Genomic DNA, 18721 nt, shown 5'->3' with positions numbered 1-18721 from the left:
TCGACGGCGGCGAGCGCCTTGTCGTCTTCGCGGATGTCCGGGTGGAGGTACGTCTCGCCGAGTTCGAGCGCGAGGTCGACCGAATCCGGGTTGGCAGCCGCCGCGGCGACCAACTTGGGAAGCGCCAGCTTTGGTTGCCCGAGCGCGCGATACACCTTGCCGAGTCGTTTCAGCAGCCCCGCGTCAGAGCCGGCGCGTTCCTCGGCCTGCCGGTAGTAGCGTAGCGCCTCTTCGAAGTTCCTCTCCTCGAAATAGGCATCACCGACGAGCACGTATCCCTTCGCCTTGTTCGGCTGGAAGCGCAAGAACTCCTGGCCTGCCTGCCGTGCCTTGCGAGGCTGCCGCATGTGCAGATAGGCCTGCCCGAGATTGAACCACACCGCCCCTGTGCGGTCGATTTGCTTGGGGTTTTCGACAATCCGTTCGCACAGCGTGATCGCGCGGTCGAACTTGCGGTTGCGCGTGTACGCCGCGCAGAGTCCGTTGTTGGCATTGAGCAGCCAGCGCGGATTTCTCCGGAACTGCTTGGATACGATCTCGAAGTGCTTTTCCGCCGCGTCGGCGTCGCCGCGGCGAAGGTATTCGATGCCGAGCTTCAGACGCGGCAAAGCATCGCCGTCTGCAAGAGACGCCGGGCGATACTTGAGATACGCTTCGAACGCATCGGCCGCCTTGGCCGGGTCGCGCCCGTAATAGTAGTTGCCACGCAACAACTGAACCTGGAACGCATCGGGCTTCGCCTTCGCCACGCGGTCGGCGATCGCGATCGCTTCGTCGCGCCGCCCCAGCTGCCACAACATCAGCGCCTTGTACTCGAGGATCTCCGGCGCGTCCGGATACTGCTTGAGCGCGACGGTATCCACCCACTGCAGTCCCGCGTCGATCTGTTTGAGCAACACGTAAATCGCCGCACGTTTCCCGTAGACGCCAGCGGGCACGCCGCGCGGGTCCTTGCGGATCGCCGCGTCGTATTTCTTGGCTGCCCGTTTGAGACTCTTGGGGTCGCCGCGGTCGAACAGTTCGTCGGCCTCGCTCACATCGGTCTGAGCGAACACCTTCGGCGCGACGTACGCCGTAACGGCGAAGACGGCGGCGGCACACACTGCGATCCTGGCGGCCCTCACGTTTCCTCCTACAGAATCTTGCCGATCACCATGGTGATGTCGTCCTTGCGCGGCATGTCACCAAAGAACGCCATCGCATCGTTGACGACGCTGTCGCGCAGTTCCGCGGCGGACAGATGCGCCGCTCGCCGAATCGACGCGCGGAACCGCTTTTCGCCGTACTCCTCGCCTTGCGCGTTCTCGCACTCGACGATGCCGTCCGTGTACCAAATCAGCAGGTCGCCGGGCGCAAGCTTCGTCGTCTTGGACTCGTATTTCGACTCCTTCAAGTCACCGAGGCGGTTGCCGCGGATCATGAGCGAGCCGAACTCCCCACGCCCCTCGTTCTGCCGGAACAGGTAGGGGAAGTTGTGACCGGCGTTGGCGTACGTGATCGTGCGCGTGCGCGGGTCGATGATCGACGCAAAGCAGGTCATCACGAACTTGCGCTTCGCGCTCTGGAAGATCGCGTCGTTCATGATCTCGAGCAGAGTCGTGACGGTCACGTCGTTGTTGTTGATCGTCCTCGCGACGTCGCACGCCGCCTTCGCGGTCGCCGTGATCATGGCGGAGGGAACGCCGTGCCCGGTGACGTCGCCGATCACGATCAATGTCTTTTCGCCTACCAACTCGTGGTAGGTCCACCAGTCTCCACCACATTGCGACGCCGGCTGAAAGTAGCCGGCAAACTCCATGAAGTCGGTGGATACCGGATCGTTGGGCGGTACCAACGTTTCCTGAATGGTTCGCGCGACCTCCAGCTCCTTTTCCATGTGCGCCTTTTCCTGGGTCTCGCGCAGCAGGATCACGAGCTGGTCGGTCATGAAGTTGAAGTTCTCCGCGAGCATCCCGATCTCGTCGGTGCTCGTTACCTCGACCCGTGCCTCGAGGTCGCCGCGCGCGATCTGATCGGCGCGCCACGCGAGGACCTTGATCGGCTTGGAGATGCTCAGTCCCTGGAAGATCGCCAGCAGCGAGCCAATGAGGACGAACAAGAACCCGACCGCGCCCGTGCGCAAGGCGGCCTCATACGACGCGCGGTCCTTTTCCTGCTTGGCTTCCTTCACGAACCGCTCGATCGGATCGAGCGAGTAGCCGAGCACGACGTAACCGAGGCGATTGTCTCCCGGGTCGTCGGCGAGCGCGGAACTGATCGTCGGCGTCACGCCGCCGAGGTAGACCGGGTATGCGAAGTAAAGCAGGTTGCCGTCCCGCGGCGTCTTGAGCGCCAATCCGCGAACCAGCGGATTCGTCTCGCCCGCCGCCTGCTGCTCCTTCCAGTGCTCGACGATCTTGGCCCACGACTCGTCGCTGATCGGCGGGTTGCCTTCGCCGTAGCGGCTCGCGTCGGAGTGGGCCACGACGCCGCGGTTGCCGTCGAGCACGTAGATCAGGCGGAGGTCCGGATCGAGTTTCTGCGTCTTCGCGACGAGGCCCTTGATCTCGGGGACGTTCGACTCCGCCAGAAACGGCAGCACGGCCTGCGCAAACGTCTGCGTCACCGCGGCGCCGCTGGCGGTGAGCTGTTCCCGGAACTGCGCGATCTTGTCTTCCGCGCTTTTGTCGTAGACCTTCCGGACGTTGTATATGTTCAGAAATCCGAACCCGACGACGATCACGAGGATCAGCAACGTCGTGGTCAGGATCATCTTGACCGAGATGCTCGGCCCAGCGCGCTTGGCCATAGCGTTGTCGTCGATCTTACGCGCAGTACACAGCCCGGTCAAACCGGCGGCTTACCGGAAATCCGTTCAGGCGCGCCGAGTTAGCTTCGCTTGCATGCGACGTGTAGTTCATTCGGCGACGTGTAGGCGGAGCCGTGTGGCACTGCGGTTGCGCAGCGGCCACCGGACCGTCGCCGCGTGCCGCGGCGCCGCTCGCAGGACGGGGTGTTCCACGCCCGCCGGCCGTCTCGGCCGCGCGGCCGTCGTGCGCCGCTCGCGCGGCGGTTACGCGATCAGCCCCTTTTTGTACGCGAGCAGTTCTTTTTGCGTCTTGAGCAGCCGCTGGTTGGTTTCCAGCAGCTCCTTCGTGCGCGCGCGGATCTGCGTAGCGAGCCGCTCGCGCTCGCGCGCTTCGGTTTCGAGCATCTCCTGGTATTTGACCTGGACGACCGCCTCGTCGGTGACGTTGCGCTGGATCTCAAGCGCCCCGATCGGGTTGCCGTCGTCGTCGGTGATCGGCACGGCCGACAGGATGAATCGCAGCTGCTGCCCCTCCGCGTCGCCGATGACCGTGCCGGTGATTTCGTCGAGCCGCACGTGGCGGCCGCTTTCCCAGCACTGCATCGCGATGCAGTTGTCGCGGCAGATGTTGAGTTCGATGACGTCGTAGCACTTCTTGCCCTTGAGGCCGCGAGCGACCTGGCGCGGCAACATCGCGTAGAACGCGCGGTTGAAGTCTACGATGTTGCGGTCCTTGTCGACGACGAAGTAGCTGTCGACGATCGCGGGCGCAGTGCGCTTGAACTCTTGCAAGAACCGCTGGAGAGCCGAATCGGCCACGGGGACTTACTTGGCGAACAGCAGGACGCCCAACACGACGATCGCGAGCACGAGAACCCCGACCAGGACGTAGACGACGGCGCCGCTGCGGGGCGCGACGGCCGCCGCGCGCGCGTCGGGCGGGGAGCCGGGCAACGTCCCCGGGTTTGACCCAGGCGAGGTGCCGAAGCCCGGTCGCGAGCCGGTGCCCGTGAACGCGCTGCCCGGCCGCGACCCCGCGCCCGTTCCGAGCCCCGCCGACGACCGCGAGATCGACGGCAGCGACGGTACGCTCGGCAACGACGACGACAGCGACGCGCCCGACAGGCTGGTCGAGCCGACGCGCGAGCGAATCTTGGACTTCTCGCCGTCCCCCGGGTTGAACTCGCTGATGACCTGATCGACCTTGCCCGCGTCCGCGATCTTCTTTTGGTTCGCGAGGAACGCGAAGTACGAGTCGGGCATGTCGTCGAAGTCCATGACGAGGTCGCACTCGTCACAGCGACAAGTCGGCGGCTCGTGCGGCGGCGGCCCCATGTCGGCGGTCTCGCACAGCAGCACCTTTTCCTCGTCGCATTCGGGACAGAAGTACGGGACGTAGAAGCTCTTGACGACGCCCTTGCCCGTGAAGTTGTTGACGAGGTTGATCTGCGCAACGATCGCCGGCGAGCACTCGACCAGCACGACCTCGGCACCCGCGCTCTCGATCTTGCCGAGCCAGTTGACCCAGTCGCGCACGCCGCACGAGTTGATGCGCTCGACCTCGCCGAGGTCGATGACACACGTCCCCTTTCCGATTTTGTCAACCAAGTCGGAAAGTTCGTTGTCTTCGTCGATCACTCCGGCGAGCTTGACGAACGTGACGTCGTCACGTTGATGCACCGTCGCCTGGAACTTCTGGCTCATCCGACCCTCGGAACGTAATCCCTGTGATGCAGAATACTAAATACTGCCGGAAGTGCGCTTCCGCGCTAGTGTATATCAGATCGGTCCGGGAAGCCTAGCCCACGGACCGAGATCCTCGAAGTCGGCGCGGCCGGCGATCGCGCCCCTGCCGCCGCCCGCCCGCCCTCCGGCCGGCGCCCGCCCGCGCTGCGCTCGCCGCGGGCCGGCGCCGATCCCGCGCTCCGCGCGCCGCGAGCCGGCGCCCGCCCCGCAAGCGCGTGGTCCCCGCGGGCTCCGCGAGCGGGGAGGCATCGGCCGGCGCCTGTGCGCGCGATTCGCACTCGTCACGCCCCGGACGGCGGCGCGGGCCGCGCCAGCGCGTCGCGCGTTCGATGGTAGTCGTCGGCGAGGAAGAACCGCACGAGGTCCTCGCCGCCCTGGAGCGCGCCGAGCGCCAGCGCGCCGTCGGCGGTCAGCGCCATCGTTTCACCTGCGAGTCGGAACATCATCCGCGCGGCGGCGCCGAAGTCGTCGGCCGCGAACAACCCGGCGCGGTTGGCGGCGTTCACCATGCCGTCGACCCAGTCTTCGACGTCCTCATCGATCCGGTGCCCCGACAGGCGCTCGATCACGCGGAGCGCGCGGCGCGGCAGGCTGCGGACGAACTCGCGCGTCGGTCCGGTCTGCTCGGACTCGGGCAGAAGCAGCGACCGAAGCAGTCCGCCCAGTTCGAGCTTTTCGCGGCGCGTAAGCCGCAACAACACCGCGTAGCCACCCCGAATCGCTTCGAACGCCCGGCCGAGCAGGAAGCGGCGCGCGGCGTCCGTCTCGTCGAGCAGACTGCGGTCGAGAACCACGATCGGCCGTGGGTACGCGAGCACGACCATCCCGTCGCTCACCTTGTCGCCGACGTAGATCTCCGGCTCCACGCCGAAAAGTCGCACGCTGTCTGCGATTGCCACCTTGAACGCGGCGTCGTCCGTCGCCTGGGCGGGTGCGAGATTCTCGCCCATCGACGGCTGCGGGAACAGCGCGGTGATCTCGGCCGCGCACGCCCGAAACAACTTGCCGTACGCCGAGCCGCGGTGCCGAATCAAGAATTGCGACCGCAGCTCGTCGGTCATCTGACCGCGCAACGGGGTGTACCGCACCGACGCCTCGGCTCGCCGCAGCGCCGTCTCGTCTTCGTCTTCCGCGTAGCCCAGTAGCTGCATCACCGACAGCAGCCGGACGGCCCGCTCGGTCTCTCCCATCTGCAAGTAGGACTGCGCGAGCATGCGGTACGCGGGCCCGTGGCGGAGATCGCGTTCGAGCACGCGGTGAAGTTCCTGGATCGCCTTCGGCAAATCGTCGACGGCGTAGATCTCCGCGAGCGCCACGCGATTGGCCGCCGAGTCCGGCTCGACCGCGAGGATGCCGCGATACGCTTCGATGGCCGCCGCGCGCTCGCCGGACGCGAGAAGGATGCGGGCGAGCCCGCGCTGCAGTGGGACGGCTGCAGCGGCACCGCCGGTCTCCATCGCCGCGTGCGCCGCGTTGATGAGCAGCGTCTCCGCGCCGCGCTGATCGTTGGCCTCCACGGCGCGCTTGGCGAGCGCCAGAGCCGGCGGCGCATACCCGGGGTCGTACTCCGCCGCACGGCGATAGCGCGACGTCGCCGCGCGCCGATCGCCACCCGCTTCGATGATCCGGCCGAGGTAGTAGTAATAGCGCGCGAGGTTTTCCGGGCGCAGGTCCTGTCCCGGCGCAGCCGCCAGCTCGATGACTCGCTCGATCGACGCGCGCGCCTCGTCGAAGCGACCCAACAGATATTGCTGCTGTGCGAGCCGGTAGTGCGCCTCTTGGTGTGACGGATCGAGTTTGATCACCTCGCGCAGCACCGCTGCAGCCCGCCGCGCATCCATCTCGCCTTCGTCGTGAATCTCGGCCAGGCGCATCATCGCGCGCACCTTGACGTCGTCTGGCGGCGGCGGCGAGCCGTTCAGGAACTTGACGATCGCGTCACACGCATGCGACCAGCGTCGCATGTTGCAGTGCAGGTCGACCAGCGCCGACAGAATCGTGAAATCGTCGGGCGCCTCGCCAAGCGCTTGTGCATACAACGTCTCGGCCTGGTCGAGATCGCCTTCCCGCTCGGCCATGACGGCGCGCGCGACGTGGACGCGCGCCATATACGGCGCCGAGTCGTCACGCCGCTTGTAAATCTTTTCCAGTTCGCGGTAGGTCGCCGGAAAGTCGTAGGCGTCGGGGGCGACCCTGGCGAGGTCGCCGAGCGCGTCGAGCGCGTCGAGATTGGTCGGCTTGATCTCGAGCGCGATGATGATGCTCTCGGCTGCGTTGCGCATGTCGCCCGTCATGCGCGCGACGATCCCCCGCTTGAGGTAGAAGTCGGAGCGCTGGCTCGGATCGCCTTCGCGCATCGCCTTCTGCGCGAGCGCTTGTGCCAACGGCTTCGCTCGCTCCCAGTCGCCGGCCTGGTAGTACTGCTCGAACAAGGCCTTGTTCGCCGGCAGGCACTCCGGATCCACCGCGAGCGCCGACTCGTAGTAGTGCAACGCGCGCTCCGGCTGGCCGAGATGCGTGCCGTAGATCTGGCCGATCTGCGCGAATACGCCCGCGCGCTCCTTGTCGTCCTGCCACAGCTTGACCTCGAGTTCCAACGTCTGGATGACGCGCGGCCAATCCTGGCGGCGGCGATACAGGTCGCGCAGTCCGTGGACGGCGGGCAGGCAAGACGGCGAGGTCTTGATCGCGGCGTCGTAGTACCGGATCGCGTCCTCCTCCTTGCCGAACTTCGCCTCCATGACCGAACCGCACTTGAAATACAGCAGCGCCTTGTGGTTGCGGTCGGTCGTGACGCGAATCTGACGCCGCGTGATGTCGATGAACTGCGTCCACTGCTCGGTCGACTCGTAGATCCGGCCGAGTGCTTCGAGCGCTTCCTTGTTGCCGGGAGCGATCTCGAGGATGCGCAGGTAGCTCTCGATCGCCTGCTGCTCGTCGCGCAGCCCCTCCTCGCAGATGCGCGCGATGCGGCGCAAAAGTGCGGTCGCGGCGTCGCCCGCCGGTGCCGACTCGAGCCGAATGCGCAGCACGTCGACCAGTTTCTGCCAGTTCCTTGCGCGCTCATGGAACCGCTCGAGCGCGTCGAGCGCCTCCGTGTCGGCCGGATCGATTTGGACGATCGCCTCGTAGATTCGCGCTGCCTCGGCCGGATCCTTGAGCTTCGCGCCCGCAACCCGAGCCGCCCGGCGGAGGCTATCGAGGCGCTTGTCGTCGTCGCGCGCGAGTTGGGCGCGCGTCTCGTACGCACTGATCAGACGGCCCAATCGTTTTGTTGTGCGAAGATCGTCTCGAGAAACTTGATCGCGGTGTCGTTGTCGGGATCGAGTTCGATGACGCGCAGGTAGGACGCCGCCGCTTCGCCCGGCTGGTCGAGGTACTGCAGCTGCACCTGGCCTCGGCGCAGGTAGAGATCGCCGAGCCGGTATGCGCGCGACCGGCCACTTTCGACCAGCTCGGTCGCCTTGTCGTACAGCGACATCGCGTCGATCCACCGCTGGTGGCGGTAGCACAGCCGCTCGAGCGCGGTGAACGTGTCGCGCGAACTCGGGTCCGCATCGAATGCGTCTTGGTAGGCGGCTACCGCGCCGTCGATGTCGCCGCGGTCAGCCTTCACCTCGGCGATCCGCGTCCACAGCTCGACCTTGGCGCTCTGGTCATCGACCGCGGCCGCGCGCGCCTCGAGCACCCGCAACAAGTCCTTCGGCCGGTCGAGGCGCTCGTACAACTCCTGCAGCGCCTCGAGCGCCGGCATGTGACCAGGCGCCAGTTCCAGGATCGCCTCGTACGCGAGCGCCGCGTCGCCGAGCTTTTGCAGCTTGTCGCGGCGCAACTCCGCGAGGCGCGCCAGCAGCACCATCTGGCGCTTCTTGTCGCCCGCGGGTACGGCCTGCAGCTCGCGCTCGAGCGCCGCCGCCAGTTCGGGCCACCGCGCGTGCGTCTCGAGCAGACGGGCGAGCGCGGCGCGCGCCCGCTCGTGTCCCGGCTGAAACTGGAGCGCGCGCTCGTACAGATCGATGGCCTCCTCGGCGTTGTCGAGCTGCTTCTCGTAGAGTTCCGCCGCCGACACCGCGAGCTCCGCGCGCTGTCGGTCGGTCTTCGCGAACTCGATCTGAGCGGCGCGCGTCTTCGCCAACGCGTCGTAGCGATCGAGCTGTTCGAGTGCGCGGGCCAACACGTCCAGGTTGTGCGCCGTCGGCGGCGCGGCGGCAAAGGCGTCGGCGATCACGTCCCATCGGTTCTGCGCGACCGCGATGCGCTCGACGCCGGCAAGCGCCTTGTCGCTCGCCGGGTCGACCGCGAGCACCGCTAGATATGCGTCCAGCGGCGCTTCGCCGGCGACTCGCTCCGCCGCCTCCGCGATGTCGAGGAGCAGCGCGAGGCGCCGTTGCGGATCCTCCGTGACATCGAGTTCGCGCCGCAACGTGTTCAAAAGCTCCGGGTACGCGTTGCGGCGGCGGTGGATCCGCGCGAGCGCGCCGAGTGCGGTCACGTTGTCCGGCGCGAGGTCGAGCGCAGCCTCGTACGCGCTCACCGCGGCGGCCTCGTCCTTGCGATGGCGCTCCTCGATCGCCCCGATCTCGAGCCACAACTCGACGCGGCGGTCGACATCGCCATCCTGATCGACTGCGCGGTGGCGCAGGTCCACGGCGCGCGACCAGTTCTTGACCTTGTCGTACAACCGCGCGAGCTGAACCAGCGACTCGACGTCGTCGGCATCGATGTCCAACGCCGCCTCGTAGTGGCGTATCGCCGCCTTCGGGTCGGCGAGAAAGTCGGCCGTGATCGCCGCCAGCTCCCGCAACGCGCGCACCCGCGTGTCCGCCAGAGCGGCGGTGCGCGCGAGTTGCTCGAGGGCGACGGCCAGCTCGCGCTGGCGACCGGCACGGCGGTGCAGGTCCGCCAGCGCGGCCCACGCGGTCGGGTCGGACGGCGCATGGCGCGCCGCTGCCTCGAACGCGGCGCGCGCCGCGTCGTAGCGCCCGCGCGACACGTGGAGTGCACCGGCCGCGCACTCCAGCGCGGCTTTCGCGCGCGCCACGCCCACGCGCTCGGCGATCGCGAGATACGCCGCCGCCAGCGCGTCCCGGTCGCGCTGTTTGCGGTGCAGCCGCGCCACGTCCAGCATCGCCCCGATGTCGTCGTCGGCGCGCACGGCCTGGGCGCGCAGCCGCATCGCGGCGTCCACGTCGCCTGCGCGGCTCTCGGCAACGGCCGCCGCGCGCCGCCGGGCGGCCATCCGGTTCCCGGGGATCTCTGCCGTCGCGATCAAAAAGTCGATGAGCGGCTCAGGCGGCCCGGCCAACATGAGGCGCTCGACCGCGCGAGCGGCGGTCCAATCAGTTGTGTCAGCATCGAACTGTCGCCGCCACTGCGTCACGGCGGCCTGCGCGTCGAAGGCGCGCGCATCGAGCACCTCCGCGGCGCGGCGTTCGTACAACGGCGCCAGCGATCCCGATGCCGGGTGGCCGGCCAACTCGCGCAGCGCGGCCGCCGCCTCCGTCCACTGCTCGGCTGCGATCGCGAGCCGGAGGCGCTCGGTTTGCGCCAGCCGTGGGCCCCACTCCGCCTGCGCTCCCGCGGACGCGGCCGGCGCCGCGAGTTCAGCCAACACCGCACGGGCGCGCGCACTGTCCCCCGCGCGTTCGGCGGCCGCGGCCGCGCGGTAGCGGGTCGCGCCGACTTCCACCGGGCAGTCCGCCGGAAGCAGCGCCTCGCGCGACGCGAGCAGCGCGGCGAGGTCGAGCTCGTCGCCCGCCTCCGCCGCCGCCAGCTCGATCGCGCGGTCGACGATGTACAGCCGCGCGAGCGCCTCGCTCGGCCGCGCCGGGCTGTCCAGTTCCACCGACAGCGCGCGGGTCATCAACCCGCGTGCCGCGTCGGCGTCGGCGAGCCGGTCGAGGTATACGTGGATCGCCTCGCCCAAACTGCGCAGCGCGTCCACCGGAACCCGCGAGCGCGGCGCGCTGCGCCGGCCGGTGCCGAACGCGACCGCAGCCTCCGCGAGCAGCGACGCCAACTCGTGCCACTCGCCGGCGGCCGCGAGGCCGGCCGCGTACACGTGGCGCAGCTCGTCGCGCAGTTCGTCCGCGGCGGCGCCCTCGCTGGCCGCGATGCGATCGAGCGCGACGCGGGCGGCGGCGACGGCGTGCTCCGCATCGTTGAACCGATACAGCCACGCCTCGGCCACGTCGCGCAGGGCGGCCGCGGCACCGCCGACGACCGAGAGCGCCTCGGGCGTCGCCTCGGCCAGCGCGTGGCTCGCGGCGACCAACGCTTCGGCGCTGCCCTCGGTCACTGCGTGCGCGAGCGCCAGCGCCGGCGCGAGCGGATGGCGATCCGCGAGTTCCAGATAGCGCGCCGCAGCTTCCGCATCCTCGAGCACGTCCCAGTGGAGCAACGCGAGCCGCAGGTTGATGTCGGCCAACGCCTCCTCGGCCGCGCCGTCTCCGCCGACGAGGAGGGCCTCCGCCTCGCCGGCGATCAGCCCGGCAAGTTCGTCTACCGCCGCGGCGGCATCCGGCGCCGGCACCGGTCGCGTCGCGAGCGAGCTGTCCTCCACTTCACTCGGCTCGTCCACCGGGATCGGCGGAGGAGTAGCCGCCCGGCGCGCGGGTGCCGGGTCGTCTTTCTTACTGGGCGGTGGTGGCGGCGGACGTACGCTCATGCCGTGGGCGCGTAATCGTACCAGGCGATATGAGATCGCCGCCACTTGCGGCGCACCGATGTCGACCGGCCCGCGCTCGTACCGACACCGGCGCACTCGACGCCACATCGCTGCGGCCGGCGCACACGCACCGCCTGACGCGCACCGATGTCCACATCACGAAATTCGTACGCTGGATCGCGCTCGCGGCGCGCTTCTTTTTTGACGCCCGCGAATGCTGGCAGATACAATGGTAAAGAAGTATGCCCAAGTTGTCGCCGCACGCGCTCTGCATCACGGACGATCCGAGCCTGCGGCGGACGCTGAAACGCTCGCTCCACGCGGCGGGGTCGACCGTCGAATTCCGCAGCGCGAGGGGGACGGGCCAGTTCGAGCCTCCGCCGAGTATCGTCATCGTCGACCAGCAGGCGCGCGCGGAGGTCGACCTGCCCGCGCTGCTCGACGAGGCGGGAGGCTGCGGCGACATCATTTGCCTCGGCGCATCGCTCGAGGACAACGACGTGGTCGAGTTGCTCCGCCACACCGGGCTCGACCACATCATCAGCGACGTCGGCAAGAACTCGAGCGGCGACGACGATGAACTCGTCGTCACGTCGGTGAAGCTGCTTTCAGGCGACATCTTCGGGCTCGAGAAGTACCTCGCGTGGGGCGTGCGCGTGCACGAGCTGTCGATCGATTCGTACGAGCAGAAACGGATCGCGCTGCTCACGGTTGCGGAACAAGCCAGATCGGTCGGCGCGCGCCGGCAGCTCGTGGCCAAGATCGAAAGCGTCACCGACGAGCTGCTGATGAACGCCATGTACGACGCGCCCGCGATCGCGCGCGGCGAGACCCCGAGAGTCCCCTCGGCCGACGAGGTCGACGCCGGCGCGGCGATCGCGTCGCCCGCGCTGCTGCGCTACGCCTGCGACGGGCGCTATTTCGCGGTGTCGGTCGAGGACGCGTTCGGCCAGCTACACAAGGAAGCCATCGTCGATCACCTGTTGCGCGCGCGCACCGAGCGCGGTCGCCCGCGGCCGACAGGTGGCGGCGGCGCCGGCTTGGGGCTGTACTTCGTGCTCAGCTCCGTGACGCGGTTCGTCGCCAACGTCGACCCGGGTCGTCGCACGGAGGTCGTTTGCCTGTTCGACCTGCGCCAGAGCGGGCGCGAGGCGGACGCGTGTACTCGATCCCTGCACGTGTTCCACACCGACCGCGACGACGCGTCGCCGACCGACGACGAACCGACGCGCCCGGGTGTCCTCAAAACCTAGGAGGCTGTTGCGCATCGCCGCTGGCTGCGGTCGCGATCAGCGGGCGATGTTCGGCGTACGTCCTCGCGCCCCTCGGTACCGTATGTGGATACGCGCCCTCGTGCGCTGCGGGCGTGCGCCGAACCTCGCCTCGCAGGTCGCAACCTCGCTGGCGCGCCTACGCGCAACCGCCTCCTCGCCCGCCGCGGCGCTCACGCGCGCCGATCTGCGCGCGCGCCGGCCAGCAACGCGACGGCGGCCGCCGCGGCGACGACGACGGCCAGCTCGGCCGGGTCGGGCGCACGCGCGACCACCGGCACGCCGCCGGCGCCAATCGCGATCGCCGCGCGCAGCGCCGCGGCAGCGCGCTTGGCGGCCGCGACGTCACCCGAGGCGATCGGTAACGTGCGCACCAGCACCGCGTGTTCGACCGGCGGCGTCCACAGTCGCCTGGCCATCACCGCGGCATACGTCGCCTGGGCGCCCAGCAGCGCGGCGGCCCACGTCGTCATCGCCTCCGGCCGTACGGCGGCGACGATCCACAACGCAACGACACCCAGCCCCATGACGAGATAGGGCGCGGGATACCGCCGGCGTGCGACGGCGGCGTCCTTGTCGAACACGAGGCGTGCGCCGCGCGACAGCAGGCGGCCGCACGCTCGCTCGAGTGCCGACGGGCCGACGCGGTCGACGTGCGCCAGCCGAACGGCGTCGAGCGCTGCCACCTCGCGCACCGCGGCCCCCATCCACCGGCGCGCGAGCGGCAGCGACGCGGCGAGGACGCCGGCGGCGATCCCGATCGCCGCCACCGCGAGCGCCTCCGGTGAGCCGACCGCGGTGGCGGTATCGCCCGCTGCCCACGGCGCTCCCGCGAGCAGCGCCGCGCCGACGGCGGCCGCGGCCACGCCCGGCAGCAACCCGAGCCACGTCGTCTTCGGCGCCCCGATCTCGCCGCCCGCGAGACTGTGCACCAACGCCATCGCGCGCTCGGAAGCGATCAGCGCGCCGGCGAACAGCGCGACCGCTGGACCGAGCGCAGCGGACGCGACCGCACCGATCGCGCCCAGCAGCGCGTGGCGGCCCGCGATCGCCCACGAATCGACGGCGCCGAACGCGCACGCGGCGACCGCGAGCGCAACCGCCACGCGTGCGGCCGCCGCGGCGCTGCGCGCGAGCGCCACCCGGTACAGCACGTCGCCGTCGAGCGGCAGCCTCGCGAGCAAGGCCGTGTCTCGCCGCCAGTACATGCGAAACGGTGCGCCGAAAACGACGACCGCGTTGCCGATGACCGCCGCGGCAATCCACAGGCGGCTGACCTCGTCTCCTCCGCGGCGGACGATCTCGATCGCGAGCGCGGCGGCGGCGACGGCGGCCCACCCCGCGGGCGGTACGCGCCCGAGCCCCGCGCGCGCTCGACGGCGCCGGCGCGCCTCCAACGCCGACCATCGCAACAACTCGCGAGCCGTCATGTGGGTCACGCCGCGTCCTCGTCGCGAACGTGCTGCATATACAACTCTTCGACCGCCGCCGCATCGAGACCGTGCGCCGCCACATCGGCGCGAATCCGGCCGCGGTCCATGATCACGATGCGCGAACACAGGCGCTCGGCGACCCCCAGCAAATGCGTCGACATGACCACGGCGGCGCCCGCTTCGGCGGCACGCTGCACGCTGGCGCGGGCGCGCACCGACGCACGCGGATCCAACCCGTTGAGCGTCTCGTCGAGCAACACGACGCGGACGGCGCCGATCAGAGCGGCAGCCAGGCCGACTCGCTGCCGCATACCGAAGGACAGCTCGCGGCAGAGCCGTTGCGACACGCCGGCGAGCCCCAGGTCGGCCAACACGGCCGTCACGGCAGCCGCGTCCTCCGCGCCGCGCGCGCGCGCGACGAACGTAACGTGCTCCTCGACGGTCAGGAACTCGTACAGCGTCGGCGGCTGGTCGCAAAACCCGGTCGCGCGCCTCGCATCGAGGGGGCGTTGCGCGGGATCGACGCCCGCGATCCGAATCGTCCCCGCGGTCGCCGGCAGCGCGCCAGCGATCGCGGCGAGCAGCGTACTCTTGCCCGCGCCGTTCGGGCCGAGCACGGCGACGATTTCGCGTGCGTCGACGCGCAAGCTCACGGAGTCGACGGCGACGCGCCGACCGTAGTGGACCGTGAGATCGGAGACATCGATCGCGGACACGCGCACAGGCTACTGCCGAAAGTAAGCGCGCCACAACTCGCATCTGCGCGATTTCGTTTATAGTCGAGCCCGTGCCGGCGACGACGTATCCGCAGACGGGGACTCCGCTGCGCGGCCTCGCGGCGTTTACCGAATCCGAGCGCGACGTGTTCTACGGCCGCGACGGCGAGCGAGATGAGCTGGCCAAATTGATCACCGGCGACGGCTTCCGCGCCGGGCTGTTGTACGGCGAGGCGGGCGTCGGCAAGACGTCGCTGTTGCGCGCCGGACTGATTCCGCACTTGCGCGACCACGGCGTCATCGTACTGCCGTGCGACGACCTGTCCGACCCGGCACGCTCGTTCGCGGAGGCCGCGCATGCGGTCACGGGCCAAAACCCGAGCGAGGGCGAGCAGCCGCTGAATTACCTGGCGCGGATCGTGTCGCAGGCGATCGAGGGGCAGCTGTACCTGTTCGTCCTCGACGACGTCGACTACCTGCTCGGCCTCAACGACCAGCGAATCAACGCGCAACTCGGCGACCTGTTCGCGCGCGTCGTCACCCGGTCGCGCGGGCGGGCGCGGTTTCTGTTTTCCTGCTGCAGCGCCCGCGTCCACCGGTTCGGCGCGCTCGAAAAGCGGACCGGGTCGCTGTTCCCGCCGGCGTCCCGTTTCGAGTTGCGCCGGTTCGATCCGCCGACGGCCGCGCACGTACTCGAACGCACGCTGTCGCTCGCGGGCCTCACGTCGGACCGAACGCTCGCCGACGCCGTCGTCGATCAGCTCGCCGCGGCCGGACCGATCCTGCCGGCCGACCTGCAGATCGCAGCGCTCGCCATTCGCGCGTTGCGCATCGCGACGGTCGACGACCTGCGCGCCGCCGGCGGGGCGACAGAGCTGGAGCGACAGTGGATCGGACACGTTGCCGCGACGACCGGCAACGAACGCGCGGCGCTGCGGCTGCTCGCGGAGCTGGCGACGGGCGACGAGGCCCCGCCGCAGCCCCCGGACTGGGCCGCGGCCCGCGCGGGGATCGACCGCGAGTTCGCGCGGCGAGCCGCCGCCGCGTTCGCCGAACACGGCCTGCTGTACGTCGTGCGGGGCGCCGACGGCGCGCATCACTATCGGCTCGCGCACGAGCTGTTGGCCGGGCGCATTCGCGAAATCGCCGCGCCCGCGCGGGCGGCCGCGCGGCGCGCGTACGAACTGCTGGGCAGCAAGGCGGCACAACACCGCCGCCTGTCGCTGCGCGAGTGGTGGCAGGTCCGTCGCGAGGGCATTGCGCCGTCGACGCCCGAGGAACTTGCGGTGCTCCACCGCACACGGCGGTTCTTCCGCGCCGCGGCCGCCGTCGCCGTCGGTGTGCCACTGGCCGCACTCGTCACGATTTGGCTCGCGCTCGCCGGCAACTACTACCTCGGCGCGGCGCCGACGCGCGACGGGCGCACGGAGCGCGTCGTCGTCCGCAAGGGGTCGCCGGGCCTGTCGGCGTTCTTCTGGCTGCCGGCGAGCCCGCGCTACGGATCGATTGTCGCCGATCCGGGCGTCACCCGCGCGATGATCGCCGCCGACCGGTGGCCGGAAATCGCCGACGGCGACGTCGTCGGCGACCTCGGGGGCACCGGGTACGCCGACGCCGTGCTCGAACGGCTCGATCCGATCGAGCGGGCTCTGTGGTCGTATGCCGCGACGGGCGACGCGGTGCACCTGGCGCCGCTGTCGGCATCCGATCTGTCCGACGACGACCGGATCGCCGTGCTCGACGCGCTGCGGCCGATCGCGCGCGGCGGCTCGCAGGAGGTGTCGCTGGTCAAGCAGGCGCTCGCGAGCGACAACCCCGCGGTGCAGACCGCGGCGCTCGCGCTGGCGACGGCGGCGGCGGCGCGCCTTCCCGACGCGTACCGGGACGTTCTGGCGGACGCGGCGGCGTCGGCCGATGCCCACATCCGCCACCTGGCGTTTTCCGCCGCGCGGTCGCTGGGCGACGAAGCGGCGCACGCGATCTTCCAACTCGCGCTCGCCGCCGACCCGCAATCGGCCGCCCGCGCCGAGTTGCTCGCCGCGCTCGCGACGGACACCGCCGACGCGGCCGACGCGGACGCGGCCGTGCGCATCCTCGCCGATCCCGACGCCGTCGCGCGCCACCGCAAGCGGGCGGCCGAGTTGCTGCGCCGCGCGTTCCGCACCGACCCGGAAAGCGCGTCCCGGGCCGCGATCGCGCTCGTGAGCGATCACCGCGCGCCAACCGACCACCGACTGCTGGCGCTCGAATTGCTCGACGAGTACGCGCCGAAATCGGTATACGGGGAACTCGCCGGCCCGCTGCGGCTCGCCACGCGATCGGACGACGAGGCGATCAAGACGGCCGCGTGGCCGCTGTTCGCCCGCGTCAACCCGCAGGATGCCGCGGTCGAACTGGTGTCGCTCACGGAGGGGCTCGCGGGATTGAGCCCGGCGATGCGCCAGGCGATCGCACTCGGCTGGGGAGAACTGGCGCGCACGAAGGAACCCGCCGCGGGTCCGTCGCTCAAACCGCTGCTCGAGGACGATTCGCCGGCGGTACGCGCGGCGGCGGCGCGCGCCTACGGATTCGTCGGGCGGCGGGCACAAAACGAGCTGTACGAGTTGATCAAGAAGGACCGCTTCGACGTCGCGGTGGGCGCGGCCTACGGGTTGGCCAACAGCGTCGAAGTCGGCGGCTCGACGAGCGCGGCGGTCGGAGGCATCGCGCAGTTGTGGAAAAAGAAGGGACGCGCGCGGCGGGTCGCCGCCGAGGTGTACGCACAGGTCGCGCGGACGAAGCCGTCTGCCGTGTTCACGTACCTCGTCTCCGCGGCGCGCGGCAAGGACGATGCCGCGCTCAAGCCGATCGGCGTGCGCGGCTTGTGCAATGCGCTCGCGGCCGGATCCCGCAGCGCCGCGCGCGAGCTGCGGCGCGCCACGCGCGATCCGTCGATCGACGTCCGGCGACTCATCGCCGACTGCGCGGTCGCACACGTCAACGCACACCCGAGGCAGGTCGACGATCTGGCGATCGCACTGGCCGGCGACAGCGACCCGGTGATTCGCGCCGACGCGGCGCGTGCGCTTGCGGCCCTCGCACGGCGCAAGGCGACGCGCGACCGCGCGGCGAAGGCGCTCGTCGGATTGGCCACGGACGACGACCGCGGCGTGCGCATTCTCGCGGTGCGCGGCCTGGCCGCGCTCGGCCGCGACGCCCCCGACCGCGCCGCCGCGGCACTTCAACGCGCGTTCGAACGCGCCGACGCGGCCGAGAAGCTGGAACTGCTGTCGGCGGCGAGCGCGATCGGTGCGACCGGGCTCGTCCCGGTGGCGCTCGCCGACGCATCCGCCTCGGTGCGCGTCGCGGGCGTCCGCGCCGCGCTGGCCGCCGGCGGCGACGCGGCGGGGGCGATCCACGCGGCGCTCGGCGATCCGGAGGCGTCGGTTCGGCGCGCGGCCCTCGCCGCGATCGCCGCCGGTTCCGATGCGCTCGGGCAGGATGCCGTCGACGACGCCCTGGCGCTCGCCACGCGCGACCCCGACCCGACGATCGCGGCGCTCGCCCTCGAGACGTTGGCGCGCGTCGGCCCGATCGACGCCGTGCGGACGCGGCTCGCGCGCGATCTCGCGGCGCCGTCGGAGGCGGTGCGCGCGCGAGCGGCGGCTGCCAGCGAGGGACTCGTCGCGCGCGATCCGCAGGCGGTGGTGGCGCTGCTCGAACCCGCGCTCGACGACCCCGCGCGCGACGTGCGCGCGGCGGCGCTGTCCCCGCTGGCGATGGCCTACGCCGCGTCCCAATCGGTCGACGCGCTCGCGTCGCGCCTGGTCGCCGGCGAGGCACACGCGACGCGCCGGCTGGTCGCGGCCGCCGCGCTGTTTCTGGCCAACGGAGACGATGGCGCCAGCCGGGCCGCCCTCGACAAGGTCGCCGCCGAAGGGCCGCCGCTCGCCCGGCGAACCGCGGGCCTCGTGTTGGGGCTCATCGACGGCCGCGCCGACGGGGTCGCGTTTCTCGCGTCGCGCGTGCGCTGACCGGCGCGCGCCGCCGGCGCGTGCGGTGACCGGCGCGCGCCGCCGGCGCGTGCGGTGACCGGCGCGCGCCGCCGGACGATGCGGCGG

General features: G+C 70.4%; 10 protein-coding genes. 2 read left to right on the top strand and 8 right to left on the bottom strand.

Features of this window, described 5'->3' with window-relative positions:
* The 6 genes from D6689_17685 to D6689_17660 all read right to left on the bottom strand — a co-directional run.
* A partial coding sequence (locus tag D6689_17685; protein RMH39102.1) for a hypothetical protein occupies positions 1-1103 on the bottom strand: 1103 nt, incomplete at its 3' end.
* A gap of 29 nt (positions 1104-1132) precedes the next feature.
* Positions 1133-2788, bottom strand: a complete 1656-nt coding sequence (locus D6689_17680) for a HAMP domain-containing protein (protein ID RMH39101.1) — start codon at positions 2786-2788, stop codon at positions 1133-1135.
* Positions 2789-3052: 264 nt separating this feature from the next.
* On the bottom strand, positions 3053-3607 hold the full coding sequence (locus D6689_17675) for a PAS domain-containing protein (protein RMH39100.1): 555 nt from the start codon (positions 3605-3607) through the stop codon (positions 3053-3055).
* Positions 3608-3613: 6 nt separating this feature from the next.
* Positions 3614-4492 carry an anti-sigma factor antagonist gene (locus tag D6689_17670; GenBank protein ID RMH39099.1) on the bottom strand — a complete coding sequence of 293 codons (879 nt, stop codon included), beginning with the start codon at positions 4490-4492 and terminating at the stop codon, positions 3614-3616.
* 323 nt (positions 4493-4815) lie between these two features.
* A complete protein-coding gene (locus D6689_17665; protein RMH39098.1) occupies positions 4816-7800 on the bottom strand; it encodes a hypothetical protein in 2985 nt (994 codons plus the stop codon).
* Positions 7788-11096: a hypothetical protein gene (locus D6689_17660; GenBank protein ID RMH39097.1), complete on the bottom strand. Its 3309-nt coding sequence runs from the start codon at positions 11094-11096 to the stop codon at positions 7788-7790. Before D6689_17660 ends, D6689_17665 begins: the two co-directional genes overlap by 13 nt.
* 347 nt (positions 11097-11443) lie before the next feature.
* Here D6689_17660 and D6689_17655 point away from each other — a divergent pair, with 347 nt between their 5' ends.
* A complete protein-coding gene (locus tag D6689_17655; GenBank protein RMH39096.1) occupies positions 11444-12454 on the top strand; it encodes a hypothetical protein in 1011 nt (336 codons plus the stop codon).
* Positions 12455-12645: 191 nt separating this feature from the next.
* On the opposite strand, the gene D6689_17650 is transcribed toward D6689_17655, so the two are convergent.
* Positions 12646-13902: a hypothetical protein gene (locus tag D6689_17650; protein RMH39095.1), complete on the bottom strand. Its 1257-nt coding sequence runs from the start codon at positions 13900-13902 to the stop codon at positions 12646-12648.
* 5 nt (positions 13903-13907) lie between these two features.
* A complete protein-coding gene (locus D6689_17645) occupies positions 13908-14627 on the bottom strand; it encodes an ABC transporter ATP-binding protein (GenBank protein ID RMH39094.1) in 720 nt (239 codons plus the stop codon).
* Positions 14628-14692: 65 nt separating this feature from the next.
* Here D6689_17645 and D6689_17640 point away from each other — a divergent pair, with 65 nt between their 5' ends.
* Positions 14693-18634, top strand: coding sequence for an NACHT domain-containing protein (locus D6689_17640; GenBank protein RMH39093.1), 3942 nt, complete (start codon positions 14693-14695; stop codon positions 18632-18634).
* Positions 18635-18721 lie beyond the last annotated feature (87 nt).

This window comes from Deltaproteobacteria bacterium, from assembly GCA_003696105.1.
Classification (GTDB): Bacteria; Myxococcota_A; Polyangia; order Haliangiales; family J016; genus J016.
Note: the sequence above shows the minus strand (reverse complement) of the source record. Positions and strands in the feature narration are given on the sequence as shown.